Origin of the sequence: Bradyrhizobium lupini (assembly GCF_040939785.1) — a bacterium.
In the GTDB taxonomy this organism is placed as follows: Bacteria; Pseudomonadota; Alphaproteobacteria; order Rhizobiales; family Xanthobacteraceae; genus Bradyrhizobium; species Bradyrhizobium canariense_D.
On sequence record NZ_CP162553.1, the window covers coordinates 3298293 to 3325290 of the forward strand.

Here is a 26998-nt window from a genome sequence, read left to right on the forward strand (position 1 = left end):
GCGCGAGCGCCGAGAGGGGAAAATGTCCAATCTGTTCGATCTTCTGGTCGCTGGACTTGCCACCGGCGCGATCTATGCGCTGGTCGCGGTCGGCTTCACGCTGCTGTGGCAGACCTCGCAGACCATCAATTTCGCACAAGGCGAGTTCGTGATGCTGCCGGCGTTCCTGATGCTGGCGGCGATGCATGCCGGCGCGCCGTTCTGGCTCGCGATCATCCTCGGCATCCTGCTTTCGATGCTCCTGCTCGGCCTCGCCTTCAAGATGCTGCTGGTGGATCCGATGTTGCGCCATGGCGTGCTGCCGCTCGCGATCGCGACCATGGCGCTCGCGATCGGTCTCAAGGAGGCCGTAAAGCAGTTCTTCAGCGCCGAAGCCTCACCCTTCCCCTCGATCGTGCCGACCGGCGACGTCTCCATCCTTGGCCATGCCGTCTCGCTGCAAAGCATCGGGGTCCTCGTCCTCGCCATCCTTGCCGTCTTCGGCTTGACTGCGCTTCTCAACCGCACCTCGCTCGGCCACCAGATGCAGGCGGCGGCGCAGAACCCGACGGTGGCGCGCATCATCGGCGTCCCGGTCGAGCGCATGATTCTCCTGACTTTCCTGATCAACGCGTTCCTGGTCGCTCTCGCCTCGCTGTTGATCACGCCGATCTACCTCGCGAAATTCACGTCGGGCGAGGTACTGGGCCAGGCCGCCTTCATCGCCGCGATCGTCGGCGGGTTCAACCAGGTGCGCGGCGCGATCGCAGGCGGCCTCCTGATCGGCGTGCTCGACAATCTCGCGGCCGCCTATGTTTCAACGCAGTACCGCGCCGCCGTGCCTATGATCTTCCTGATCGCCGTCATCCTGTTCCGACCGCAGGGCTTGCTCGGCCGTGCCGAGGAGCGCACCGTATGAGCGGCTTCGCCAAACCTCTCAAGATCGCGTTCGGCCTCATCGTGGTCGCTGCGCTGATCGTTGTCCCCATGAACTTCAACCGCTATGGCCTGTTCATCCTGAGCCAGTGGGCGGTGATGGCCATCGCCGCAATGGGCCTCAACCTCACACTCGGTTATGCCGGCCAGGTCTCGCTGGCGCAGGGCGCCTTCGTCGGCATCGGCGCTTACGCCGCGGCGATCATGACCACGCATGGCTGGCCGCTGCCGGCGGCGATCGTCGTCGCGATCGGCTTGAGCTTCGCGGTCGGCTGGGTGCTCGGCTATCCCGCGCTGCGGGTGCAGCATCACTACCTCGCCTTCGTCACGCTCGCCTTCTCCACGCTGGCCTTCCTGGTATTTCGCAACGAGAGCTGGCTCACCGGCGGCATCTACGGCATCTCCAATATTCCGCGTCCGCACATTTTCGGCATCGCGACCAACAAGCCGCTGCCGTTCTACTATGTCTGTCTCGGCTCGCTCGCTATCGTGTCGCTCGCGGTGTGGTGGCTGATCCGCTCGCCGTGGGGCCGCGCCTTCATGGCGCTGCGCGAAAACCCGCTGCGGGCGCAGTCGCTGGGCGTCGACACGCGGCGCTATACGCTGATGGCGTTCGCGATCGGCTCGGCGCTCGGCGGCGTCGCGGGGGCGCTCTATGCGCCGCTGACGCAATATATCGATCCCGTGCCGTTCAACCTGTCGCTCTCGCTCGACCTCCTGATGATGGTGATCGTCGGCGGCGCCGGATTCTTCCTGGGTCCGTTCCTCGGCGCGATGATCGCGGTGCTGTTGCCGGAGTGGCTGCGCTTCACCGAGGGCTATTATCTGATGCTCTACGCGATCGCGGTGATGGGGCTGCTGATCTGGTCGCCGACCGGCATTTTGGGAATCCTCGACCGCTATCTCGCCGAGCGCCGCACCAAGGCGGCCTCCGCCCAGCGCGCCGTCGCAAAGTCCCGGCTGGAGACAGCGCAATGAGCGCGGTCCTCGAAGTCACCGACATCAAGAAGAATTTTGGCGGCATCAGCGCCGTCGGCGGCGTCTCTTTCGACGTCCGCGAGGGCGAGATCCTCGGCCTGATCGGCCCGAACGGCTGCGGCACGACCCTGTTCAACTGCATTCTCGGCCAGCTCACGCCGAGCGGCGGCGAGGTCAAGCTCGACGGCAAGGTCGTCACGGGCTTGCGACCCGCCGAGCTCAACAAGCTCGGGGTCAGCCGCACCTTCCAGCTCCTGCAAGTGTTCCCCAAACTCTCGGTGCGCGAGAACCTGATCCTCGCGGGACAGGAGCACCAGGGCAGCATGGCCTCGCGCCTGGTCGGCCGCTCCGATGCCGGACTGACGGAGGCCGCCAACCAGATGATCGGCTTTTTCAAGCTCGATCATCTCGCCGACGAGCCGGCCGGCGGGCTCTCCTACGGCCAGCAAAAACTGCTCGACGCCGCCATGGCCTTCATGGGCGGACCGCGCCTGGTGCTGCTCGACGAGCCAGCCGGCGGCGTCAACCCGTCGATGTTGACGGATCTGAAGGAGCGGCTGGTGGCGATCAACCGCGAGAAGAACGCCACCTTCGTCGTGATCGAGCACAACATGGAATTCGTGATGTCGCTGTGTTCCCGCGTGATGGTGATGGCGGAGGGCAAGGTGCTGGCGATGGGACGACCGGACGAGGTGCGAAAGAACCCCGCCGTGATCGAAGCCTATCTCGGACATTGAGGAACCAGCCATGAGCGATCCGATCCTCTCGGTTCACAATCTCGTCGGCGGCTACGGCAAGATGACGATCCTGAACGGCACCACTTTCGCCGTGCCGCAGGCCACCATCACCACCATCATCGGCCCGAACGGCGCCGGGAAGTCCACCGTGTTCAAGGCGATCTTCGGCCTGCTCAAGCTGCGCGAGGGCAAGATCAACTTCGCCGGCCGCGACGTCACCAATTTGAGCCAGCGCGCGCTGCTCAATGCCGGCATCTGCTACGTGCCGCAGGGCCGCAACATCTTTCCCGAGCTGTCGGTGCGCCACAATATCGAGCTCGGCGGCGTTTCCGCCGGCAAGGGCATTGACCTGCAGAGCCGGATCGAGGCCGCGCTCGATCTGTTCCCGGCGCTGCGGCGAAAATCAACCCAGCAGGCCTCCACGCTGTCCGGCGGCGAGCAGAAGCAGCTCGAAATCGCTCGCTCGCTGCTGCTCGAGCCAAAGCTCGTGCTGATCGACGAGCCCTCGATCGGCCTGTCGCCACTGATGGTGCAGCAGACTTTCGACATCCTGAAGAGCTTGCGCGATCGCGGTGTCACCATTCTGATGATCGAGCAGAACGCCCGCTCGGCGCTGGAGATTTCCGACATCGGGATCGTGCTCGAGCTCGGCCAGACCCGCATGGTCGACAAGGCGGAGCGCATTTTGAATAATTCCCGCATCGGACAATTGTTCCTCGGCGGCGCGATGGAGGACAATGCAGCATGACCAAACGCTCGATCGCAACGGTCTCACTCTCCGGCGCTCTCGACGAAAAGCTCCGCGCCATCGCATCCGCCGGATTCGACGCGGTCGAGATTTTCGAGAACGATCTGCTGTCGTTCGGCGCAGGTCCGCGCGACATCGCAATGCTCTGCGGGGACCTCAATCTCGAGATCTGTGCGTTTCAGCCGTTCCGCGATTTCGAAGGCATGCCGGAGCCGCAGCGTTCGCGAAACTTTGCCCGTGCCGAACGCAAGTTCGACCTGATGCAGGAGCTCGGCACCGATCTGCTGCTGATCTGCTCCAACGTGTCGCCGGCCGCGCTCGGCGGCATCGACCGCGCCGCGGATGATTTTCGCGAGCTTGGCGAGCGCGCGGCCAAACGGTCTTTGCGCGTCGGCTACGAGGCATTGGCCTGGGGACGCCACGTCAACGATTACCGCGATGCCTGGGAGATCGTGCGGCGCGCCGATCACCCCGCGATCGGTGTCATCCTCGACAGCTTTCACGCACTGGCCCCCGGCTTTCCGGTCCGCGCGATGGCCTCGATCCCCGGCGACAAGATCTTCCTGGTCCAGCTTGCAGATGCGCCGAAGCTCGAGCTCGACATCTTGTCGTGGAGCCGGCACTTCCGCTCCTTCCCCGGTCAGGGCGATCTGCCGGTCGGTGAGTTCATGGCGGCGATCGCGGCGACCGGCTATGCCGGGCCGCTGTCGCTGGAGATCTTCAACGACCAATTCCGTGCCGGCTCGGCCGTGCAGACCGCGGTCGACGGCCTGCGTTCGCTGATCCTGCTGGAGGACCAGCTTGCACCGGATTGGCCAAAGCTCATCGGCGAACCCTTGGCGCCCAAGCCCAAAAGTCGCGGCACGGGATTCATCGAGTTTGCCGTCAACGAGACCAAGGCCGGCGAACTCGCCCGCCTGCTCGCGCAGCTCGGTTTCCGCAAGACCGGCAAGCATCGCAGCAAGGCGGTGGAGCGCTGGTCGCAAGGCAAGGTCGAGCTCGTCGTCAACTCCGAGACCGACGGCTTTGCGCATTCGCACTACGTGACGCATGGCCCCGGCGTCTGCGCCATCGCGCTCGATGTCGACAATGCCGGCCTCGTTATGCAGCGCGCCGAAACACTGAAAGCGCGCACCTTCTACCAGCCGGTTGGGCCGGGCGAGCTGGAGATCCCTGCGATCCACGGCGTCGGCGGCAGCCTGCTTTACTTCCTGGACCAGGCCGGCAAGAACTGGGACACGGATTTCGAACAGGTACCGAGCGACGCTCGCGCGGACGCCCTGCTGGCCGTCGATCACATCGCGCAGTCGATGCCCTATGACGAGATGCTGTCGTGGCTGCTGTTCTACACCGGCATCCTTGACCTCAAGCGGCTGCCGCAGATGGAGATCGCCGATCCCAGAGGCCTCGTGCAGAGCCAGGCCGTCATCAACGGCGACCAGAGCCTGCGCTTCGTGCTCAACGGCTCATCCGCCAACCGCACGCTGCCGGCCCGCTTCATCTCGGAATTTTTCGGCTCGGGCGTGCAGCACGTCGCATTTACGTGCCGGGATATCTTTGCGGCAGTCGCGGAGATGCGCAAGCGCGGCGCGGATTTCCTGGATATCCCGGATAATTACTACGACGACGTCGAAGCCAAATACGACCTCGCACCCGAGCTGATGAGGCAGCTGCGCGCCAACCACATTCTCTACGACCGCGAGGGCGACGGAGAGTTTTTCCAGGTCTACACCCACATCTTCGACGAGCGGTTTTTCTTCGAGATCGTGGAGCGGCGGGATTATCAGGGCTTCGGCGCGGCCAATGCCGGGATCAGGCTTGCCGCGCAAGCGCGCGAGGTGCGGCCCGCGAGCATGCCGCGCGTGTAGCTTACTTTCCCTCTCTCCTTGTGGGAGAGGGTGGCTTGCCGCAAAGCGGCGAGACGGGTGAGGGGTTCTCTCCGCGAGACCTTACTTTTGAATACGCAGAAACAAACCCCTCATCCGGCGCTTCGCGCCACCTTCTCCCACAAGGGGAGAAGGGGCATCGTGCTTGTGGCTACTTCATCGCGCATTTGTCGTGGAAGCGATCCTGGTCGTTCTCGACGATGGTCGCGACCGTCTTCAGCGAGAGCTGGCCTTCGCCGTCCTTGACCACGTCCTGGAGGTAGAAGTTCTGCACCGGGATGTGGTTCTTGCCGTACTTGAACGGGCCGCGCAGCGACTTGAAGTTGGCCTTCTCCATCTCGGCCTTCATCGCGTCCTTCTTGCTGGTGTCGCCCTTCACCGCGACCACGGCGCTGTTGATGAGCTGGGCCGCGTCGTAGGCTTGCGCGCCGTAATAGGTCGGACGCAGCCCGGGGTACTTCTTGCGATAGTCGGCGACGAAGCGCTTGTTCTGCTCGTTGGGCAGATCATTCACCCATTCCTGCGCACCGGGCACCCCGAGCGCGTTCTCCTTTTGCAGCGGCAGCGACAGCTCGTCGACGGTGAAAGCCGTGTAGAGCGGCATCGTGCTCTTCAGCCCGGCCTGCGCATATTGGTTGAGGAACTGCACGCCGGCTGCACCGGGATAGAACACGAAGATCGACTCGGCACCCGAGGCCCGCGCCTTGGAGAGCTCGGCGGAGAAGTCGAGCTGGCTCGGCCAGACCGTGTATTCCTCGCCCTTGACCTCGCCCTTGAACGTGCTCTTCACGCCCGCCAGCATGTCCTTGCCGGCGGCGTAGTTCGGGCCGATCAGGAACACGCTCTTGACGCCCTTCTGGTTCATGTAGAGGCCCATGGCGGCCGGCGTCTGGTCGTTCTGCCAGGAGGTCGAGAACACGTAAGGCGAGCAGAGCTCGCCCGCGAGCTGCGACGGACCGGCATTGGCCGAGATCAGGAAGGTCTGCGAGTCCACCGCGGTCTTGAGCGAGGCCAGCAGCACGTTCGACCAGATGTAGCCGACGATGAAGTCGACCTTGTCGGACTGCACCAGCTTCTCGGTCTTCTGCTTGCCGACGTCGGGCTTCTGCCCGTCGTCCTCGTAAATCACCTCGACCGGCTTGCCGTCCATTTTGCGGCCGATGTGATCCAGCGCGAGCTCGAACGAGTTGCGCATGTCGTTGCCGATCACGGCGGTGGGGCCGCTGAAGGTCGAAACGAAGCCGATCTTGATGGTGTCGCCGGCGGATGCCGGGCCTGCCAGCACCAGCGCCGCTGCGCCCGCCAGCCAGAATGCCGTCCTCATAACCACTCCCCTCCATATTATTATGCCCGGAAGCAGGGTGATTGCCGCCCCGGGGTCATCTCTATTGAACGCAAAATCTGTCGCGCCGCCAATGGTTCAGCGCCCGCCCTGCACCATATTTCGCCCCGAACGGCGATAGCAAGAAATATAATTCTACTTACTTCGGCTAAGGCTGCGGCGCTTTCTCGCGGGCGCGATACACCCGGCCTATGCCTCGATTGACGACGGCTATTGGACCGCGGCGCCTGATCAGCGTTTAGATGAGGATAGAGCCGCGAGATTCGGAAGGGCGCATCATGACCACGACACCGCACCGCGTCGTCATCGTCGGAGCCGGTTTCGGCGGGCTGGAGGCGACCCACCGGCTCGCCGGCAGCCCGGTCGAGATCACGCTGATCGACCGCCGCAACCATCATTTGTTCCAGCCGCTGCTCTATCAGGTCGCCACCGCCTCGCTCGCCACCAGCGAGATCGCCTGGCCGGTCCGGCACCTGATGCGCGACCGGCGCGATGTTACGACGCTGTTTGCGACGGTCAGCGGCGTCGATGCCGACAGGCGCTGCGTGCTGATCGACGACGGCAGCGAGGTGCCTTACGACACGTTGGTGCTCGCCACCGGCGCGCGTCACGCCTATTTCGGCCACGACGAATGGGAGCAATGGGCGCCGGGTCTTAAAACACTGGAGGACGCGACCACGCTGCGCCGTCATATCCTGGTGGCGTTCGAGCGCGCCGAGCGTGAGACCGATCCGGCCAAACGCGCGGCACGATTGACTTTCGTCATCGTCGGCGCCGGCCCCACCGGCGTCGAACTCGCCGGCACCATCGCCGAGATGGCGCACCACACCTTGCCAGCCGACTTCCGCAACATCGACACCAACAAGGCGCGCGTGGTGCTGATCGAGGCGGGTCCGCGGGTGCTGGCAGGCTTTCCAGATGATCTCTCGGCCTATGCCCAGGCCTCGCTGGAGAAGATCGGCGTCGAGGTCGTGCTCGGCCAAGCCGTCACTGAGATCAACCGCGAGGGCGTGGTGTTCGGCGGCAAGCTGCTCGAAGCCAAGACACGAATCTGGGCCGCCGGCGTGCGCGCCTCGCCCGCGGCGGAATGGCTGGGCGCACCGGCCGATCGCGCCGGGCGCGTCCAAGTGGAGGCCGATCTTACGATCCCCGGTCATCCCGAGATCTTTGCAATTGGCGACACCGTTTTGATCAACGCCTGGGACGGCAAGCCTGTGCCCGGCATCGCGCCGGCCGCCAAGCAGCAGGGCCGTCACGTGGCCGAGACCATCAAGGCCCGGCTGCGCCAGGAGCCGACAGGCCCGTTCCGCTACAAGCACTCCGGCAGCCTCGCGCAGATCGGCAAGCGGCTCGCGGTGATCGACTTCGGCCGCATCAAGCTGCGCGGCACCATCGCGTGGTGGATCTGGGGCATCGCCCATATCTACTTCCTGATCGGCTTGCGCCACCGCCTCAGCGTCGCCCTGAGCTGGCTCTGGATCTACGCCCGCGACCAGCGCGCCGCGCGGCTGATCACGCAGGGATCGAGCAAGGTGGTGTAGGGCTTCTTCTCCCTCTCCCCGTTCTTACGTGGAGAGGGTTGGGGTGAGGGGCCTCTCCGCGAACGAGATATTGGTGAGACCTGTACCCCCTCACCCGGATCGCAAGAGCGATCCGACCTCTCCCCGCGAGCGGGGAGAGGTTAAGTGAGGCGCGATCGCCGCCCCTACTTCACCAGCTCGCACCCACCTTCCGTGAGCGGTCGAAACGCCTGCTCCGCAGAGATCGTCGAGACCAGCTTGTAATAGTCGTAGGGATATTTCGACTCCTCCGGCTTCTTCACCTCGAACAGATACATCGGATGCACGACGCGGCCGTCCTGGCGGATCGTGGTGTCGCCGAACAGCTTGTCCTTGCCCTTGAACTTTTTCATCTCGGGCACGGCGTCCTTGGCATTGTCGCTGCCCGTGACGGCAACCGCGTTGAGATAAGCGAGCGTGGAGGCATAGACCCCGGCCTGGTTGCCGCTCGGCATCTTGCCGTTCATGCCGGGCCGCGCCGCGAAGCGCTTGGCGAAGGCGCGGGTGTCGTCGTTCATGTCCCAGTAGAAGGCCTCCATGAGCTGGAGCCCTTGCGCGACCTTGATGCCCATGCCGTGGACGTCGTTGATGAAGAGCAGGAAGGCGACGAGCTTTTGTCCGCCCTGCTGTATCCCGAACTCGGCCGCCTGCTTCACCGCGTTGATGGTGTCGCCGCCGGCATTGGCGAGCCCGATCACTTGGGCCTTCGAGCCCTGCGCCTGCAACAGGAAGGACGCGAAGTCGGACGTGCCGAGCGGATGCTTGGAGGAGCCCAACACCTTGCCGCCATGCGCCTCGATGTATTTCTGGGCTTCCGCCTCGATGCCCTTGCCGAGTGCGTAGTCAACCGTGAGGAAATACCAGTCCTTGCCGCCGCGCGACATCATCGCGGCCGCCGTGGTGTTGCCGGTCGCCCAGGCGTCGTTGACCCATTGGATGGTGTTGGGCGAGCAGGCCTTGCCGGTGAGATCGGAGCTCGCGGTGGACGACGCGAGGAACGTCATGCGGCTATCGCGCAGCAGCGTGTTGATGGAGAGGCCAACGGCCGAGTTCGGCACGTCGACGATGGCGTCGACGCCCTCGACATCGAGCCATTTGCGCGCGATTGCATTGCCGACGTCGGCCTTGTTCTGGTGATCGGCATAGACGATCTCGACCTTGATGCCCTTGCCGCCGCCGTTGAAATCCTCAGCGGCCATGCGCGCGGCCTCGACCGAGCCCATGCCGTTGGTGTCCTGGAAAATGCCGGAGATGTCGTTGAGCACGCCGACGCGCACGACATTGTCCGAGATCTCGGCATTTGCCGCGCCGCCAATCAGGCTCGCGGCCAGCGCAAGCGTCCACTTCAAGTTCTTCATTGTTCCCTCCCCTGTCGTATTTGTTGTTTGCGATGACGACAGCCTCAGGCTGGCGTGATGCTCACAGGCAGGCTGTCGAGCCCGCGCAGCGTGTTGTTGAAGCGGCGCTGCGGCTCGCCCATGATCTCGATCTTTGCGATCCGGCGGGCCAGCGCCGCGAGCATTGTCTCGCCTTCGAGCCGCGCGACCAGCTGGCCGACGCACATGTGAATACCTGAGCCATAGCCAACATGGCCGGACGTGCGGCGGGTGATGTCGTAGCTGTCGGGCTTGTCCCAGCGCCGCGGATCGCGATTGGCAGCCGCCAGGAACATCAACACCTTCTCGCCCTCACCGATGGTCGCGCCTGACAGTTCGACTTCGCGCGTGGTCGTGCGGAAGAAGGTCTGCACCGGGCTTTCAAAACGAACGGCCTCCTCGAAAGCGTTGCGCGCCAGCGTAAAATCGTTGCGCAGGCGCTGCCACTGCTCAGGGAAGCGCGCGAGACAGTAGACCGCTGCACCGATGCCGTTGACGGTGGTGTCGAGGCCCGCTGACAGAAGCGAACGCACCAACAGCGGCGCTTCGGTCGCGGTGATGGCACCCTCGCCGACATGGGCGTGGATGCAGGCGCCGATGCCGCCGGGCGTGAGGCTGTCCCGCTGGCACTGCTCGGTGACGTAGGCCTGGTGAGGCGCCGAGCGCGCGATCGCCTCGTTGCGCAACTGGTTCGGCGGGCCGAAGGCGTTGAACACCAGGCTCGCATAGGGAATGAGATTCTCGCGTCCCTCAGGCTTAAGCCCGAGCGCATCTGGGAAGATCGACAGCGGATAGGCCTCGGCAAGGTCCGTGATGGCATCGAAGTTGCGTTTCTCCAGCAGCGCGTCCACACGCTCTTCCGCTGCCGCGGCAAAGCGGTCGCGCAGCCCCTTCATCACCGTCGGCGACAGCACCTTTGAGAGCACGGCGCGGGTGCGGGTGTGCTCGGGAGGATCGGCCTCAAGGATCAGGCTGGGCGGCCGCCACGGCGTCTCCTTCGCGAAATCGGCGAGGCCGACGCCGCGGCTGGAGCAGAACGTTGCGGGATCGTTCAGCACGGCATGAACTTCGGCATAGCGCGCCACGCCATAGACGTTCCACTTGTCGAGATAGACGACAGGTCCCGCCTCCCGCAGCAGCTCATGCGTGGGATAGGGATCGGCGAAAAAATCCATCGCGAACGGATCGACGTCGAGATGCGGGACGGCCGACGAACCGTTAATTTCCTGGGAGCTGGAAGTGCTCATGGAAGTCCTCCCTCATTTTGATCTTGTGAAAGGGCCGCGCTTACCTTTAGGTCTCCAGACACGCCGCGAGACAGAATCCCAACATGCCGCCGCCTTCGACCAGAGCCCGCCAGAAACCTGCGCCCGCCGAGACGGGACCGACGCTCGATCTCGACCGCTACGTCCCCGCGTTCATCACCTTCATCGCCAACAAGCTCTCGAACAGCGCCACCGCGTTCTATCAGCGAGAGTTCGGCGTCAACGTCACGGAATGGCGGATCATGTCGCTGCTCGCGATCGAGCCCGGCATTCCCGCCTCGCGCATCTGCCACGTCATCGGTTTCGACAAGGGCCCGGTGAGTCGGACGCTGGCCGGCCTGGAAAAGCGGGGGTTGATCTCGATCCGTACCGATCCCAATGACGGGCGCACCCATTCGATCTCGCTGACGGCGAAGGGCCGCGCCATCCATGACAAGGTGATCGTCGCTGCATTCGAGCGCGAACGGCGCCTGTTGTCCTGCCTGGACAAGGACGAGCGCGAGGTGCTGATCGACCTGTTGCGCCGCCTGCATGAAAATCTCGGCGCGGTGACCGGCAGCACCGAGACCTGACGGGCCACACAGCGGGCGCTGAGCCCTGTCATTTCCAGGCATGCGCCAACATTCGCCGGCGGCACCCTCTCTGCCGAGCATAGCTTCCTCCGATCCGACGCGGCGGTTCCTCCCGCCGTCATCCGTGTCTGGAACGGTTCGCATAAATTAGTTGCTTGGGCAACAAAAGAATCGTGCAACATAATGCGGCAGGGCGGCTGGCGTAGTTGGGTTTGCCGAGCTCTCTTGTCCCGGACGCGCTGCAGCGTGAAACGCTGCTGCGCAGAGCCGGGATCCATAGATGCCAATCACGAAGAATGGCCCCGGCTCTGCAGCGCATCACTGCGTGCTGCGCTGCGTCCGGGGCACAGGCCCAAGCGCTACACCCCGATCCACTCGCCCGGCGCATCGTCATCCAACCGCGCCACAGCATCGGCACGGCGCGTCAGCACCGCGCGCTGGTTGATGTAGCCCTTGTCGGTGATCTCGCCGCCGTCGACCGACGGCGGCTCGGCGAGCAGCAGGGCACGCGTGGCATGGCCGGAGGAGTTGGCGCCGTGTTGCTTCAGTTTCGCCAGCCCCCGCGCGATCGCGGCTCTGATCTTCTCATGCGCGAGCACGTCGTTCACGCCTGCGGTCTCGGGCAGGCCGGCATGCGCGCGGCACGCAGCGATGTTCGGAAACACCAGGAAGCGCACCTCGTCGCCGCCATGGCCGGTGACGACGATGTCCTGCGCGAGCGGCGCCAGCGCGGCGATGCCGGCGAGGCGCAGTGTGCCGACACTGACCCAGGTGCCGGAATTGAGCTTGAAATCCTCCGCGACGCGGCCGTCAAAGAATAGGCCGCGTTCGGGCCGGTTCGCATCGGCGAACTTCACGGCGTCACCGATGAGATAAAAGCCCTCGTCGTCAAAAGCCTGCCTGGTCAGCTCCGGCGCCTTCCAATAGCCCGGCGTGACGTTGGGGCCGCGCACGCGCACCTCCAGCTTGTCGCCGGAGGTAACGAGCTTCAGTTCGGTGCCGGGAATGGGCACGCCGATATTGCCCGAGCGCTCCGCGAGGAAATGGCAGTCGGTGGCCAGCGGCGACGTCTCGGTCGAGCCCCAGGCCGAGACCATCGGCATCGCGCGGCCACCAGTCTTGACGGAGAGTTCTTCCAGCGCATCCCAGAGATTCTGCGGCAGCGCCGCACCGGCGTAGAACGCGAATTTCACCTCGCTGAAGAAGCGGCGACACAGCTCCTCGTCGCCGCGCAGCGCCGCGATCAACATGTCGAAGCCGCGCGGCACGTTGAAATAGACCGTCGGCATCACGCTTCTGAGATTGGCGAGCGACATCGCAAACAGACCGGGCGCCGGCTTGCCGCCGTCGATATAGAGCGAGCCGCCATTGCGCAGCACGAGATTGAAATTGTGGTTCGCGCCAAACGTGTGGCTCCAGGGCAGCCAGTCGAGAATGACCAGATCGTCGCGCGCCTGTTCGAGAAAAGTCCAGGTCTGCGCCTTGGCCTGCTGGCTGGACGTCAGCATGCGCTGGATGTTGATCACGGCTTTCGGCGTGCCGGTCGAGCCCGAAGTGAACAGGAGTTTTGCGATCGTATCGGGCGTCACCGCGGCGAAGGCCTTTGCGACGTCGGGGCTCTCGGGCGTTGCCGCGATAGTGCGAAAGGCCAGCGCATCGGCATCGTCGGCATTGCCGCTGATAATCTGCGCGCTATGCAGCGGCTTGATCGCGGCCAGCGCCGCCGCAAACGGCCTCGTCGCGGAGACATAGATCGCGGCGGGCTCAAGCAACGCGATCATGCTCTTGAGCTTGTCGAAGTCCTTTGACATCAGGGAATAGGCCGGCGAGATCGCCGCCGAGGGCACGCCGACATGCTGCGCCGCCAGTGCCAGCAGCGCATGATCGATGCTGTTCTCGGAGAGGATCGCGAGCGGGCGCTCCGCGCCGAGACCGTGCGCCAGAATCCAGGACGCCGCCGCGCGCACCTGGCGCAGCGCCTGCGCATAGGTAACGGTGCTCCATGGCGCTTCGGCACTGCTGCGCTCGGCGAGGAAAATCGCGTCGGGCCTCTGCCGCGCCCATTGCTCCAGCCAGTCGCCGACGCAGCGCGCGCCATCGCGCAGAGGCTCGGGCGAGCGCAGCACGATGCTGCCGTCGGCGCGATGCTCGGCAACGGTTCTGGGTGTCGCAAACAGGCTCGAAGCATCACCGCGTGGGGCGGCTGTCATGGTTTCCTCCTCGCCCGGAAGCCGGGACCGGTCGCAGCCTCGTCGCGGACCGCGTTGGCCAGCATGTTGGCCACGACAATTGTTGGGGCGCAAGCTGGGGCCAGGTGGGACGGCCCGCCGCCGTTCAAAGGGCTGGTCGCCGCGCATCCGCGGCATGGATTGCTGGCTGCACCTGATCTAGCTGCCTATTATTTGCGCAAATGCTCGTAACAGGGCGCTGACACGAAGGTCCGCCGGAGCTCGAAATATCCCACAAGCCACTGATCTCTCGGTAATATCCGCAGCACTTGTCCTGCCCGGATTCTGTACACAATGGCACATCGCTTGCTTCGATCGGGGTGAAGAGACGTAGCCGGAGATTTGTCGCCATGAAGGCTGAAATGGGGGCTGAGCAGCCTGAAACGGTCGCCGCGATCGTGGCCGCGCATCGCGCGGGCACGCTCACACCGGCGCAGACGGTCGCGCGCACCTATCAGCGCATCCGCGACCACAACGACCCCGCCGTCTTCATCAGCCTGCGCGACGAAAAGGACGCGATCACGGAGGCCGAGAAGCTCGCCACCAAGGACGCCGCCAGCCTGCCGCTCTATGGCGTGCCGGTCGTGGTGAAGGACAATATCGACGCGCTGGGATTTCCGACCACCGCGGCGTGCCCGGCCTTCTCGTATACCCCGACACATGATTCGACCGCGGTGCAGCGGCTGCGCGCCGCCGGCGCGATCATCATCGGCAAGACCAATCTCGACCAGTTCGCGACCGGCCTTGTCGGCGTGCGCTCGCCCCACGGCATCCCCAGAAACGCGATCCGCGAGGACCTCATTCCCGGCGGCTCGAGCTCGGGATCGGCCACCGCCGTCGGCGCCGGGCTGGTGCCACTGTCGCTCGGCACCGACACCGCCGGCTCAGGCCGCGTGCCGGCGATGCTCAACAACATCGTCGGTCTCAAGCCGAGCCTCGGCATGATTTCGACCGCTGGCCTGGTGCCGGCCTGCCGGACGCTCGACTGCATCTCGGTATTCGCTTTGACGGTCGACGACGCCGCGCTGGCGCTCTCCGTGATGGCAGGTCCCGATCAGGCAGATCCGTTCTCGCGCGACCGGCCGCTTGGCGCGATCACCCCGCTCCCGGCAAACCTGCGCCTGGGCGTGCCACGCAGCGGACAGCTGATCTTCTTCGGCGACAAGAAGGCGGAAGCGGCTTACGCCGAGGCGCTGAAGCGCTGGACCGCGCTTGGGGCAACGCTCGTCGAATTCGACCTCGAGCCGTTCTATGAGACGGCCCGACTGCTCTACGAGGGACCGTGGGTGGCCGAGCGCTATCTCGTGATTCGCGACCTGCTCGCCTCGGCACCGGAGGCGATCCATCCCGTGACGCGCGAGATCACCGCGGCCGGTGCGCGGTTGACGGCGACGGACACCTTCTCCGCGCTCTATCGTCTGCAGGGCCTGCGCAAGATCGCCGAACGCACCTTCACCAATATCGACGCGCTGGTGCTGCCGACGGCGCCGACGGCCTATACGACCGCGCAGGTGCGGGCCAATCCGGTCGAGCTCAACAGCCGGCTCGGCACCTATACCAATTTTGTCAATCTGCTCGATCTCTGTGGTCTCGCGCTGCCGGCGGCGATGCGCGCCGACGGCATCCCGTTCGGCATCACAATTCTTGCACCCACCGGGCACGATGCGCTGCTCGCCAGCATCGGCCGCGTGTTCCATGCCGATACCAAACTGACGCTTGGCGCAAAGGGCGTCGTGCAAGCCTCGCTGGCGCCGCTTGCCGCAAGCGGCGTCGACGAGATTCCCATCGCCGTGGTCGGCGCGCATCTGTCCGGCATGGCGCTGAACGGCGAACTGAAAGCGCTGAACGGCCAGCTGATCGAGGCAACCAGGACCGCGGCGGACTACAAGCTCTACGCATTGAAGACCACGCCGCCAAAGCCGGGCATGCTGCGCGTCGAGGCCGGCAAGGGCGCGTCGATCGAGCTGGAAATCTGGTCGCTGTCGTCGTCCGCCTTCGGCAAGTTCGTCAACGCGATTCCCGCGCCGATGGCGATCGGCACGGTGCGGCTGGCCGATGGCCGCAGCGTGAAGGGATTTCTCGTCGAGCCCGAGGTGCTGGGCGAGGCTCGCGACATCACCGCGTATGGCGGCTGGCGGAAGTATATGGCGGAAGCTACGACAGCGTAGGTCTCGTAGGTGGGCAAAGCGAAACGTGCCCACCATCACCGTCAGCTTGGGGAGATGGTGGGCACGGCGCTTTGCGCCTTTGCTCACCCTACGCAACCTGCGCGCGCCCCTAAACCGACACCGCGTAGATCTCGTACTCCCCGCGCACCAGCTCGATATGCGCGCGCATCGCGGCGGCGGCGCCCTGCTTGTCGCCGCGCATGATGGCGACGACAACGCGGTCGTGCTCGGCTTGCGACTTGGCGAGACGGCCGAGATTGCGGAACTGGGCGCGGCGAAACGGCTGTACGCGCACGCGCGTCGCCAGCGTGATCTCGGCGATGTAGCCGTTCTGCGATCCCGCATAGATCGCGTTGTGGAAGCGCTCGTTGACCTCGTGGAAGCGCTCGGGATTGCCGGCGTAGCTCAACACCCGCAGTTCTTCGTGGATGGCTTCCAGGCCGTGACGCTCAGTGGCGGACATGCGCTCGGCGGCAAGACCCGCACACAGCGCCTCAAGCTCCGCCATGGCCTCGAACATGCCCGTCAGCCGTTCGAACGAGGGCTGCGCCACCACCGCGCCGCGATGAGCGCGCGCTTCGACGAGGCCGCTTGCCACGAGCTGACGCAGGGCTTCCCGCACCGGCGTGCGCGAAACGCTGAAGCGGCGCGCGATGTCGGTCTCGTCAAGCGGCGCACCGGGTGGCAGAGCTCCGCGCACGATCTCGTCGGCGAGCTGCAGGCGCAGCTCCTCGGCGCGCGTGACCTTGTGCGCTGACGGCGCCCCCCGGTCGACACGCGGCACCGCCGGTTCGGCCGGCAGCGTTCCGGGCGGAAGATCGTCAAGCGTCATACGGTCAGGTCTCTTTCGACTCGTCGATGATGCTGACATGGGCGGCGACGACGCGCCAGCCCTCCGGGAATTTTACCCAGGTCTGCATCTGCCGGCCGACCTTACCCGGCATCGTGTCGCGATAGAACAGGGTGGAGGCGACCGCGGTGTCGCGGCCATAGCTGGTGATCACGGTTTTCGCGGTGCGGCGATTGAGGCCGACCGGCGAGCGCCCGGCGCGGAATCCGGAGATTGCTTCATAGCCGTAGAGGTTCTCGCCGATGCCATAGCGCAGCGTGCGGGGATCGTTGCGAAAGAGCTCGCCGAGCACCGCGACGTCGTTGGTGATCAGGGCCTGCTCATAGCGCTCGAATGCGGCTTTGACGTCCGCGATCACGTCGGGGAGATCGATCTCCATCTCAAAATCCTTTTGGGCTGGGCGCGGCGGCGACGCCCATCTTCTCCAACGCGTACGCGACGCGCAGCGCGATGTCCTCGCGCCATGGCGCGGCGATGATCTGCACGCCGATCGGCAGCGGATCGAGCGGCACCGGCACGGCGACCACAGGCAGGCCGATGAACGAGATCGGCTGGGTGTGGATGCCGATATTGGCGCGCACCGGCATCTCGACGCCGCCAAGATTGAAATTGACCTGGCCGAGCTTCGGCGCGGTGCATGGCGTCGCCGGTGCGATCAGCACGTCGACGGATTTGAAAATCTCCGCGAATTGCGCGCGATACCAGCGGCGGAATTTTTGCGCGCGGTCGACCAGCGGCGCCGGCACCATGGCGCCCGCGATCAGCCGGTCGCGCACGGCAGGATCGAAATCGTTCGGGCGTGTGCGCAGCCGATCGAGATGCAGCGAGGCGCCCTCGGTGGTGGTGATGACATAGGCCGCCGCGCGGGCGCGCGCGGCTTCGGGCACGTCCACCACGCGCGTTGCACCCAGCGCCTTGGCGACGCGGCTGACGGCTTCGACGGCTTCCGGAAACAAATTTTTCTGGAAGTAGCCGCCGGCGATCGCGATGCGCAGGTCGGACACCGGATTGGCAAGCAGCGGTGTCGTCGGCTCCAGACCACGTGTGGTGGTGCAGGCGGCGTCGTCCGCATCCGGCCCCTGCATCGTGTCATAGGCCAGCGCGAGATCGGTGACGCAGCGCGCGAACGGGCCGAGATGATCGAGGCTCGCGACGAACGGGAACGAACGCGCACGCGAGAGCCGGCCATAGGTCGGCTTCAGGCCGAAGATGCCGCAGAACGAGGACGGCACGCGGATCGAACCGTTGGTGTCGGAGCCGAGCGCGATCGGCACCAGCGCGCCACCGACGGCGCTGCCGGATCCGCCCGAGGAGCCGCCGCTCATCCGCGTCGTGTCATGCGGATTGCGCGAGGGACCGTCATGGACGTTCTCGCCGGTGAAGTCATAGGCGTATTCACCCATGTTGAGCGCACCGACCAGCACGGCGCCGGCCGCTTCCATCCGCTCGATCAGCGTGGCATCGCGCGTGGCGGGTGCGCGATCGCGGTTGATCTTCGAGCCTGCGCGCGTGGCGAGGCCTGCGACGTCGAACAAGTTCTTCACCGCGAACGGCACGCCGGCCAATGGGCCGACGGACTTGCCGGCGGCGATATCGGCATCGATTGCGCGCGCTTTGGCGCGGGCGCGATCGGCGGTGATGTCGGTAAACGCATTGAGGATGGTGTCGTGCTGCTTGATGCGCGCAAGCGCGGCTTCGGTCGCATCGAGCGCGGACATCTTGCGGCCCGCAACCGCGCTCGCGATCTCGGAGGCCGTCATCTCTGGCTTGGTCGTCATGGCGGCGTCAGACCGTGAACACGGGCGCCGGCTCGGTCTCGTCCGGCAGCGCGAATTCGTCGACGAGGCGGCCGAGCCGCAGCGAGACCTCGAGATTGGCGCGGATGGACGCCCTCCATGCTTCCTCGACGGGCAACGCCAACGCTTTGGTGACAGCGTCGATATAATCGTCCAACGGTTCGGCCATCACGCTCCCAAACAAGCTCTCAGTGTGCGCTCTGTGTCTGCAGCGGCGGATGCGGGATCGCCGTCAGCAGCTCCTTGGTGTAGTCGTCCTGCGGATCGCTCAAGACCCGCTCGGAAGATCCTTCCTCGACGATTCGACCCGACCGCATGACAATGACACGATCGCACAACAAGCGCACTACGTTCAAATCATGCGAGACGAACAGATAACTCATACCTAGTCGGGCCTTGAGGTCCTGGAGCAGATTGAGGACCACGGCCTGGACCGAAACGTCGAGCGCGGCGGTCGGCTCGTCCAGGATGACCAGTTTCGGGTGCAGGGCGATGGCGCGGGCGATGCCGACGCGGGCTTTCTGGCCGCCCGACAATTGGTGCGGGAAGCGATCCAGCAGATTGTGCGGCAGGCCCACCATGGTGGCGAGCTCCTCGCAGCGGGCGCGGAGCGCGTCGCGCCCCCTGACGTCGCCGAGCTGCATGATGGGATCGGCGATGGCACGCACGGCGGTGAAGCGCGGGTTGAGGCTGTCGGTCGGATCCTGGAACACCATCTGGATGCGGCTGCGCTGCGGCAGCCGGGCAAAGCCGGCGGGCGCGATGCCGCCGATGTCCTCGCCGTCGAACTGGATCAGCCCCGAGGTCTGATCCAGCAGCCGCATCACCATCATCGACGTGGTCGATTTGCCGCAGCCGGACTCGCCGACCAGGCCGACGCTCTCGCCGTGACCGATCGAGAAGCTGATGCCGTCGACGGCGCGGAACACGTCCGGCTCGACCGGCGGCTTGCGGCCGAACAATTTGCCGAGCGTGGCGGTGGCGCCCTGGCGGGGATATTCCTTGACCAGCTTGTCGATGAGGAGAAGGGGCTGCCCGCTCTTCCTGGCCTCGTCCTGCGAAGCCTGATGGATGGCCCGGTCAGGCCCGGCCACGACGGCTGAGCCTTCCTCCTCCGGCAACAGATCCCGCAGGCTCACGCCGAGCCGCGGCGTCGCGCGCATCAGCTTCTTGGTGTAGGGGTGCTGCGGGTTGGCGAAGATGTCGGCGGCCTTGGCGGTCTCGACCACCCTGCCCTTTTCCATCACGACGACGCGGTCGCAATAAGCAGCGGCGAGGCCGAGATCGTGCGTGATCAGGATGGTGGACATTGCCTTGCGCTTGGTCAATTCCACGATCAGATCCATCACCGCCTTCTGCGTGGTGACGTCCAATCCGGTCGTCGGCTCGTCCGCGATCAGTAGCTGCGGATTGCAGGCGAGCGCGAGCGCGATGACGACACGCTGGCACATGCCGCCGGACAATTCGAACGGATAGGCGTGATAGCGCTCGCGCGGGCGGGCGATCTTGACCTGCTCCAGCGCCTCGATCGCCTTCTCGCCGCGGTCCGAAACCATGGCCTGCTGGACATGGGTGCGCAGCACGTCCTCGATCTGGTCGCCGACCTTCCGGATCGGGTTGAGCGCGGCGCGCGGATTCTGGAAGATCATCGAGACTTCGCGACCGCGCAGATCGCGCATCTGGTCTTCGGTCGCGGCCTTGACGTCGATGCCCGAGAACATCACCGAGCCTTCGGCGATCCGCCCCGCACGGTCGAGAATGCGCATCACCGCATACGACGTCACCGATTTGCCGGAGCCGGACTCGCCGACGATCGCAAGCGTCTCGCCCTTGGCGACGGAAATGTTGACGTGCTGCACCGCCTTGACGATGCCGCGGCGGGTGGTGAATTCGACGGTAAGGTCCTGGACGTCGAGCAGCGGCGGGGCGGTCATGGGCACCTCCCAACTAAAAATGGCGAAAACAACCCCATGCACAGTAGAATGAGGTTGATTTCATTGGGGAATTTCGAGCGAAAAAGTACGCCTAACCCAGCCATCACGTCCTCCGCTGGGGGTCGACGATGTCGCGCAGGCCGTCGCCGAGGAGGTTGAAGCAGAACACGGCGATCATCAAAGCGAGGCCCGGGAATAGCGCGATCCACCATTCGCCTGACACCATGAAGCCGGCGCCTTCGGCGACCATGATGCCCCATTCGGCCGTCGGCGGACGGACGCCGAGGCCGATGAACGAGAGACCGGCGGCATTGAGGATGGCGTAGCCCATGGTCAGCGACATCTGCACGATCATGATCGGCATGATGTTCGGCAGGATATGCACGAGCAGAATGCGGAATTCGCCGTTACCGGACAGACGCGCGGCCTGCACGAAGCCGGCGTTACGGCGGACATTGGCTTCGGCGCGCGCAACGCGGGCGTAGAGCGGGAAGTTCACGATGGCGGTGGCCAGGATGATGTTCTGCACGGTGTTCCCCAGCGCGGCGACGATGCCCATGGCCAGCACGAACAGCGGGAACGCCATGATGGTGTCGGCGACGCGGCCGACGATGCGATCGGTCCAGCCGCCGAAATAGCCGGCCGCGATGCCGGCGAGCCCGCCCATCAGGAACACCAGGGCGACGGAGGCGACCGCGATGAAGGTATCGAGCCGCGTCGCCACCACGACCCGGCTGAAGATGTCACGGCCCAATTGATCGGTGCCGAACCAGTGCGCGGCCGACGGTGGCTTCAGCGACGCCACGGTGTCGGACGCCAGCGGGTCATACGGCACCACATAGGGGCCGAAGATCGCGGCAAGGAGGATCACGATCAGCAGCGCGAATGCAAAGCCGGTGACCTTGTTCTCGCCGAGCACGTAGCGGGTCTGGTCGAGGAGCGCGACGAGACCCGACGTGCGCGCGGGGCCGACGGGTTCAACAGCAGGCGCAACGGTGCTCATGATTAGCCCTCCAACCGCACGCGCGGGTCGATCACGCCATAGAGAATGTCGATCACGAGATTGAGCAGCACGTACATCACCGCCATGGTCAGCACGAACCCCTGCACCGGCGCGAAGTCCGACGAGATCAGCGCTTCGACGGCGTAAGAGCCGATGCCTGGCCAGGCGAACACTTTCTCCACCAGCACGTTGGCGCCGAGCAGGAACGAGAACACCATGCTCAGCGTGGTGATGACGGGGAGCATCGCGTTGCGGAAGGCGTAGGTGACGATGACGGTCGCCGGCGACAGGCCGCTGGCACGCGCGGTGCGCACGAATTCGGAGGACAGCACCGCCAGCATCGAGGCGCGCGTCATGCGCGCGATCGGCGCCAGCGAGAAGATCGCAAGCGTCGTCGCCGGCAGGATGAGCTGGCTGCATGCCGAACGGAACGCCTCGAAGTCGCGCGCGATCAGGGTGTCGATCAGATAGAAGCCGGTCACTGTCGGCGGCGCGCTGTAGAACACATCGAGCCGGCCGAGCGGCGCGGGCGACCAGCCGAGCCGGAAATAGAACACATAGACCAGCACCAGACCTGTGAAGAACACCGGCAGCGAGACGCCGGCCGTCGTCGTCACACGGCAGAGATGGTCGACCCATGAGCCCGGCCGCGTCGCCGCCAGCACGCCGAGCGGAATCGCGATCACGACCGAGACGATGAGGCCGAGCAGCGTCAGCTCGGCGGAGGCCGGCAGGCGGTTGCGGATCTCGGCTGCGACCGGCTGGCCGGTCGTGAGCGAGTTGCCGAAATCGCCATGGGCGAGATCGTTGGTGTAGCGAAAGAACTGCTCGATCAGCGGCTTGTCGAGGCCGAGTTTTTTCCGGATCTGCTCGACGGCTTCTTTCGTTGCGGCGGGGCCGGCGAAATACGCCGCGGGATCACCGGGCAATGCGCGGGTCAGCAGGAAGGTGACGATGACGACCCCGATCAGCGAAGGAATCGCGAACATCAGGCGCTTGCCGATCATGGTCAGCATGGGGTTGCGCTCCTGCTGCTCTGTGTTTGTGGGCGGGTTCGCGCCACCTGCTCCGCTGCGCCCCCTCTCCCACGCAACCGGGGTCTACCCCGGTTGCGCATTGGTGATTGGCGCAAGTCGGGCAGGCCCGACTTGCGATGGGAGAGGGGCAGGGTGAGGGGGAGCCCCAAGCGAGATCGGAGTTCGTGGCTACCCCTCACCCTGCCCCTCTCCCACAAGGGGAGATGGAATGAGAGAGCGGTGGCCGCCTCACTCAGAAAGAGAGTCGATGACGCGACCATCTCGCCCGCCATCCCCTTACCCCTTCGCCATCGCGCGATAATCCAGCCTCCGGTGGAACCAGTATTGGTAGCCGCTGATGTTCTTCTGCATCGCGACGTTGACGAACGGCTGGTACAGCGGGATGCGCGGGATGTCGCTGTAGGCGAGGTCGACGAAGCCCTTCACGTCGGTGTCGTAGGTCGCGGTGTCGCCGGTCGCGGCGGCCGCGCGTGCGCCGTCGATCAGCTTGTCCATCTCCGCCGACTTGTAGCTCATGGTGTTGAAGACGGAATTATTGCCGTGATAGCACCAGTAGAAGAAGTATTCGGGGTAATCGAGCCAGCCCGAGAATACGTTGGTGAAGAGCGGCATTTCCTTCTTGTTCAATTCGGTGCGCCAGTTGGCGCCGGGCACCTTGTTGATGGTGGTCTTGATGCCGATCTGGGCCAGGCTCTCCTGCACCAGCACGCAGAGCGGCTCGTTGACGCCGGCGAAGTTGAGGTCGAACGAGATCGTGGTCTCGAAGCCGTTCGGGTAGCCGGCCTCGGCCAGCAGCGCCTTCGCCTTGTCCATGTCGGTGTTGTATTTGTGCGGCTGCGGCCAGGCGACTTCGGTTGGCTTGTCCTTGGGCGCGCCGAACATCGGGTTAGCCAGCCCGAACATCACCGCGTCCATGATCTTCTGATAGGGAATCGCGCAGGCGACCGCCTGACGTACCTTGGGATTGTCGAACGGCGGCTTGGTCACGTTCATGCCGATATACTGGATGCCGTTGGAGAACGGCAGCGACACCACGTTGAGCTTGCCGCTCGCCTTCATCTCCTGGAAATCCTTGAACGGCAGCTCATAGGAGATGTCGGCGTCGCCGCGCTCCAGCAGCGCGCGGCGATTGCCGGCCTGCGGCACCATGCGCCAGATCACGCGCTTGATCTTCGGCAGCGGGCCGCCGACCCAATCGTCGTTGCGCTCCATCACCACTTCGGTGCCGGCGGTCCACTTCGTCACCTTGTAGGCGCCGGAGCCCGCGGTCTGCTGCTTGGTGAATTCGAGTCCCCAGGGATCCTTCTCGCTGGCGTTCTTCTTCACCAGCTCGGAATTGATGATGCAGGGCACGATCACCGCGAGATCGGGGATCGTCAGCTTGTCCTTCTTCAGGAAGTCGACACGTACCGTGTAGTCGTCGATCACGACGAACTGCTCGGGTTTCGTGAGCGAGCCCGCGCTCATCTGGAAGGTGGGGAATCCGCCGACGCTGACGGCTCGGTCGAGCGACCACTTCACGTCCTTGGCGGTCACAGGCGCGCCGTCGTGGAATTTGGCGTTCTTCTTCAGCTTGAAGGTGACCGACATGTCGTCGATCTTGAAGTCCTCGGCGAGTTCGCCCTTGAACTTGTCGCGGTCGTAATAGGGCACGCCGCCGGGGCCGGTCTTCATCTCGTGGCTGAGCAGGCGGTCGTAGCAATTCCAGGACACCTCATAGCCGGGCACGTTGGTGCCGACGCCGTGGATATCGAGATTGTTGGGGCCGCCTTCCGAGACGATCAGCAGCGTCTCCGAGCGCGCATCGGCCTTGGCCGACGAGATCACGGACGGCATGGCCGGAAGCGCCGCGCCTGCGGCCAATCCGGAAACGGACTTGAGGAAATCGCGGCGCTTCATGGAATGGCTCCAACACAAAAGTTTTCTGGTTGGAACTGGATTCGCAAGGTTCGTGCCAAGGCTTAAGCAAGGATTAAACCAGCATAAGCCTATGAAATGTTTATAGGAAAAGGCTGCTATCCGGGCCGTCGATCAGAAGCCAAGCCGTCGGACATTGCATACAAACAGGTATATTTGCCTAAAAAATATGCTTCGAGAATACCAGCCTGTTGCGTGAGCGCGTCTCGCCCCTAGGTGGCGCGGCTATCGATCGCGGCCCGTCACCCCGGCCAGATCAGCTCCTGAAGTTCGACCAGATCATCCGCCTGCTCCTGCCAGCCCTCGATGCAGATGTGGCTGTTGAGGTCGCTGGCGCGATGCAGCAGCATCAGGGCCATCAGCCGTCGCTTGAGCGCGAAGTCGAGCTTCGCATAGCCAAAGCCTTCGAGCAGGTTGCGCACCCTGCCCGGCCGGCCCGCTGCCATGAAGGCGCTAGGGCCGAGCAGATCGTAGTCCCGCCATCCCGCCAGCACGTCGCCGAAGTCGAACAGGCCGGCGAGAGACCATTGATCGTCGTGGCGGGCGAGCAGGAAGTTCTCCGGAATGTATTCGCCGATCAGGATCACCGGCGACGCATCCATCGGAATGAGCGCGGCCGCATCACGCAGGAGATCGTCGAGGCCGGCGAGGAATTTCGGCGCCAGGCCGAGACGCGTGTGCCGCGCCTTGCAGCCCTGCATCTGGGCCCGCATGAAGTCGTCCCAGCGCGGCTGGATCTGCGCGAGTGAGCCGAGCGGCGCGCGCTGCACGGCGGCGATGGTCTCGCCGATCTGTCGCAGCACGCGCTCCTTCTGCGCTTCCGGCAACGACGGCCAGACCTCCGAGCCGAGCGTGCCGGCAAGGCGCGTGATGATCAGATAAGGCCAGCCGTCGCGCTCGCCTTCCGCGACGATCTCGGGAATTGGCAAGTCAATGCGACCGGCAAGCTGGGCCAGCGAGCCGTGCTCGGAGACGAACTGCGCGCGGAGCAGCGGCGGGAAGATTTTCAGGATCAGGCGATCGCCGAGCCCGACCACGAGATTGGTGCCGGTGGCAAACACGTGCGGCGCGCTGGCATCGAGATCGTGGCTGCGGGCGATGTCGAGTGCGATCGGCAGCCATCGCGGAGGGTCGGCGCGAAAGGCGCGAAAGCTTGCCGCGTCGGCGAGGTGGGGGAGTGGCATCGACATCGTAACCTAACGGCTGTTGAGCTCGTCATGCCCGGGCTTGTCCCGGGCATCCACGTTCTTCGTGCTGCGGCCAAGGCGTGGATGGCCGGGACAAGCCCGGCCATGACGCTGTGGAACGGCCTTGCGCCTTAACGCCGAGCTACCATCCCTCCCCCTACCTATCCGGGCTGGCGCGCTCGAACTGGCGCAGGATCTTGTTGCCGCGTTCGACCGCAGCATCGAGCGCGGCTTGCGCGCTCTTGCGGCCGGCAAAGGCCTGCTCCAGCTCGTCCTCGATCGCGCCGCGGATCAGCACGAAGGAGCCGAGCCGGATGCCCTTTGAATTCTCCGTCGGCGGATGCAGCGTGATCTCTTCGAACGACATCGCCGAGCCCGGATTGCGCTCGTAAAAACCTTGCGCGCGCGTCAGCTCGAAGGCGGCGCGGGTGACAGGCAGATAGCCGGTGTTCTGGTGCCAGGCGGCCTGCACGCCGGGCTGCGACAGATAGGCGAAGAATCGTGCCACGCCTTTGTATTCCTCGCGCGGACGGTCGCGCAGCACCCACAGCGTGGCGCCACCGATGATCGAATTCTGCGGCGCACCCTTCACGTCGGGCCAATACGGCATCATGCCGTAGCCAATCTCGAACTTCGAATTCGCCTTGATGTCGGCGCGCGTCGCCGAGGAGCCGATGAAGATGCCGCATTCGCCGTTCTGGAAGCGCGGCTCGGCCGACTGGCCGCGGCCGCTATAGTCGAACACTTTCGTTTTCTGCCACTCGCTGAGCTCGGAGACGTGACGCACGAGAGACGGATTGTTGATGGTCAGCTCGGCATCCAACGCGGCAAAGCCGTTCGCCCGCGTTGCCAGCGGCAGATTGTGGAAGGCTGAAAAATTCTCGACATGGATCCAGGACGGCCAGGAGGTGGTGAAGCCGCACACCGCGCCGCGATCGCGCAGGCGTTTTGCAGCAGCGCCAAGCTCCGGCCAGGTCTTCGGCGGCGCCTCCGGATCGAGCCCTGCGTCGCGGAACATGGTCTTGTTGTAATAAAGAATCGGCGTCGACGAATTGAACGGGAAGGACAAGAGATTGCCGGCCGCATCGGTGTAGTAGCCGGAGACCGCGGGAAGGTAGTCATTGAGCGAGAACGGCTCCTTCATGTCCCGCATCAGGCTGAACACGGGATAGATCGCGCCCTTGGCCGCGGTCATGGTGGCGGTGGCGACCTCGTTGACCTGGACGATCGCGGGCTGGCTCCGCGAGCGGAAGGCGAAGATCGCGGCCGTCACCGTCTCGGTGTAACTGCCCTTGTAAGTTGGCACCACGCGATAATCCGGCTGCGAGGCGTTGAAGTCGGAGGCGAGCTTTTCCAGTTGGCGGCCGAGTTCGCCGGACATGGCGTGCCACCACGCGATGTCGGTCGCGGCACGCACCGGCGCGGCCAAGGAGAGCGCCGCAAAGGCGGCGACGACCTGCAAAAGGCGCGATGCTGAAGTCACGATGGCTCTTTCCATGC

General features: G+C 64.9%; 22 protein-coding genes. 8 read left to right on the top strand and 14 right to left on the bottom strand.

All coding sequences use genetic code 11. The annotated features are described in order from the left end of the window. Nucleotides 1–22 precede the first annotated feature (22 nt). Genes AB3L03_RS15620 through AB3L03_RS15640 form a run of 5 tightly spaced genes read left to right on the top strand, consistent with a single transcriptional unit; the run spans nt 23 to nt 5246 of the window. Nucleotides 23–898 carry a branched-chain amino acid ABC transporter permease gene (locus AB3L03_RS15620; RefSeq protein WP_018456032.1) on the top strand — a complete coding sequence of 292 codons (876 nt, stop codon included), beginning with the start codon at nt 23–25 and terminating at the stop codon, nt 896–898. Beyond that, nucleotides 895–1893: a branched-chain amino acid ABC transporter permease gene (locus tag AB3L03_RS15625; protein WP_085349661.1), complete on the top strand. Its 999-nt coding sequence runs from the start codon at nt 895–897 to the stop codon at nt 1891–1893. The genes AB3L03_RS15620 and AB3L03_RS15625 overlap by 4 nt, the downstream gene beginning before the upstream one ends. After that, the gene (locus tag AB3L03_RS15630; RefSeq protein WP_368508877.1) at nt 1890–2630 is read left to right on the top strand and encodes an ABC transporter ATP-binding protein; all 741 of its coding nucleotides are present in this window, start codon (nt 1890–1892) and stop codon (nt 2628–2630) included. Before AB3L03_RS15625 ends, AB3L03_RS15630 begins: the two co-directional genes overlap by 4 nt. 10 nt (nt 2631–2640) lie before the next feature. Then, a complete protein-coding gene (locus tag AB3L03_RS15635) occupies nt 2641–3378 on the top strand; it encodes an ABC transporter ATP-binding protein (RefSeq protein WP_368508878.1) in 738 nt (245 codons plus the stop codon). After that, the gene (locus AB3L03_RS15640; protein WP_204513147.1) at nt 3375–5246 is read left to right on the top strand and encodes a bifunctional sugar phosphate isomerase/epimerase/4-hydroxyphenylpyruvate dioxygenase family protein; all 1872 of its coding nucleotides are present in this window, start codon (nt 3375–3377) and stop codon (nt 5244–5246) included. Before AB3L03_RS15635 ends, AB3L03_RS15640 begins: the two co-directional genes overlap by 4 nt. Before the next feature lie 169 nt (nt 5247–5415). On the opposite strand, the gene AB3L03_RS15645 is transcribed toward AB3L03_RS15640, so the two are convergent. Then, a complete protein-coding gene (locus AB3L03_RS15645) occupies nt 5416–6588 on the bottom strand; it encodes an ABC transporter substrate-binding protein (RefSeq protein WP_018456026.1) in 1173 nt (390 codons plus the stop codon). Between the two features lie 296 nt (nt 6589–6884). Between AB3L03_RS15645 and AB3L03_RS15650 the strand changes: the two genes are divergently transcribed. Continuing rightward, a complete protein-coding gene (locus tag AB3L03_RS15650; RefSeq protein WP_018456025.1) occupies nt 6885–8147 on the top strand; it encodes an NAD(P)/FAD-dependent oxidoreductase in 1263 nt (420 codons plus the stop codon). 164 nt (nt 8148–8311) lie between these two features. On the opposite strand, the gene AB3L03_RS15655 is transcribed toward AB3L03_RS15650, so the two are convergent. Next, entirely contained in the window at nt 8312–9523 is a 1212-nt protein-coding gene (locus AB3L03_RS15655) for an ABC transporter substrate-binding protein (protein ID WP_085349656.1), read from the bottom strand. Nucleotides 9524–9567: 44 nt separating this feature from the next. Continuing rightward, nucleotides 9568–10788: a cytochrome P450 gene (locus AB3L03_RS15660; protein WP_368508879.1), complete on the bottom strand. Its 1221-nt coding sequence runs from the start codon at nt 10786–10788 to the stop codon at nt 9568–9570. Nucleotides 10789–10871: 83 nt separating this feature from the next. On the opposite strand from AB3L03_RS15660, the gene AB3L03_RS15665 reads away from it, so the two are divergent. Beyond that, complete coding sequence (locus AB3L03_RS15665; RefSeq protein WP_018456022.1) at nt 10872–11378, top strand: MarR family winged helix-turn-helix transcriptional regulator; 507 nt, start codon at nt 10872–10874, stop codon at nt 11376–11378. 359 nt (nt 11379–11737) lie between these two features. Here the strand turns inward: AB3L03_RS15665 and AB3L03_RS15670 are convergent, their stop codons facing one another. Beyond that, a complete protein-coding gene (locus tag AB3L03_RS15670; protein WP_368508880.1) occupies nt 11738–13588 on the bottom strand; it encodes a feruloyl-CoA synthase in 1851 nt (616 codons plus the stop codon). 368 nt (nt 13589–13956) lie between these two features. On the opposite strand from AB3L03_RS15670, the gene atzF reads away from it, so the two are divergent. After that, complete coding sequence (atzF, locus tag AB3L03_RS15675; protein WP_166520820.1) at nt 13957–15774, top strand: allophanate hydrolase; 1818 nt, start codon at nt 13957–13959, stop codon at nt 15772–15774. Nucleotides 15775–15883: 109 nt separating this feature from the next. Here the strand turns inward: atzF and AB3L03_RS15680 are convergent, their stop codons facing one another. From AB3L03_RS15680 to ugpB, 10 genes are all read right to left on the bottom strand, one after another. Further along, the gene (locus tag AB3L03_RS15680; protein WP_368508881.1) at nt 15884–16606 is read right to left on the bottom strand and encodes a GntR family transcriptional regulator; all 723 of its coding nucleotides are present in this window, start codon (nt 16604–16606) and stop codon (nt 15884–15886) included. Nucleotides 16607–16610: 4 nt separating this feature from the next. Continuing rightward, on the bottom strand, nt 16611–17003 hold the full coding sequence (gene hpxZ / locus AB3L03_RS15685) for an oxalurate catabolism protein HpxZ (RefSeq protein ID WP_007615793.1): 393 nt from the start codon (nt 17001–17003) through the stop codon (nt 16611–16613). Nucleotide 17004: 1 nt separating this feature from the next. Then, a complete protein-coding gene (locus AB3L03_RS15690) occupies nt 17005–18402 on the bottom strand; it encodes an AtzE family amidohydrolase (protein ID WP_368508882.1) in 1398 nt (465 codons plus the stop codon). Between the two features lie 7 nt (nt 18403–18409). Then, nucleotides 18410–18589 (bottom strand): DUF4089 domain-containing protein, encoded by a 180-nt coding sequence (locus AB3L03_RS15695; RefSeq protein ID WP_018456016.1) that lies wholly within the window; start codon nt 18587–18589, stop codon nt 18410–18412. Between the two features lie 19 nt (nt 18590–18608). Further along, nucleotides 18609–20354: a dipeptide ABC transporter ATP-binding protein gene (locus AB3L03_RS15700; RefSeq protein ID WP_368508883.1), complete on the bottom strand. Its 1746-nt coding sequence runs from the start codon at nt 20352–20354 to the stop codon at nt 18609–18611. A 103-nt stretch (nt 20355–20457) separates the two neighbouring features. After that, nucleotides 20458–21357: an ABC transporter permease gene (locus AB3L03_RS15705; protein WP_018456014.1), complete on the bottom strand. Its 900-nt coding sequence runs from the start codon at nt 21355–21357 to the stop codon at nt 20458–20460. Nucleotides 21358–21359: 2 nt separating this feature from the next. Further along, a complete protein-coding gene (locus AB3L03_RS15710) occupies nt 21360–22373 on the bottom strand; it encodes an ABC transporter permease (RefSeq protein ID WP_018456013.1) in 1014 nt (337 codons plus the stop codon). A gap of 297 nt (nt 22374–22670) precedes the next feature. Then, a complete protein-coding gene (locus AB3L03_RS15715; RefSeq protein ID WP_085349651.1) occupies nt 22671–24293 on the bottom strand; it encodes an ABC transporter substrate-binding protein in 1623 nt (540 codons plus the stop codon). Nucleotides 24294–24553: 260 nt separating this feature from the next. Further along, nucleotides 24554–25501 carry a phosphotransferase gene (locus tag AB3L03_RS15720; RefSeq protein ID WP_247338302.1) on the bottom strand — a complete coding sequence of 316 codons (948 nt, stop codon included), beginning with the start codon at nt 25499–25501 and terminating at the stop codon, nt 24554–24556. A 154-nt stretch (nt 25502–25655) separates the two neighbouring features. Then, a complete protein-coding gene (gene ugpB, locus AB3L03_RS15725) occupies nt 25656–26996 on the bottom strand; it encodes a sn-glycerol-3-phosphate ABC transporter substrate-binding protein UgpB (RefSeq protein WP_026233069.1) in 1341 nt (446 codons plus the stop codon). Nucleotides 26997–26998: the final 2 nt, after the last annotated feature.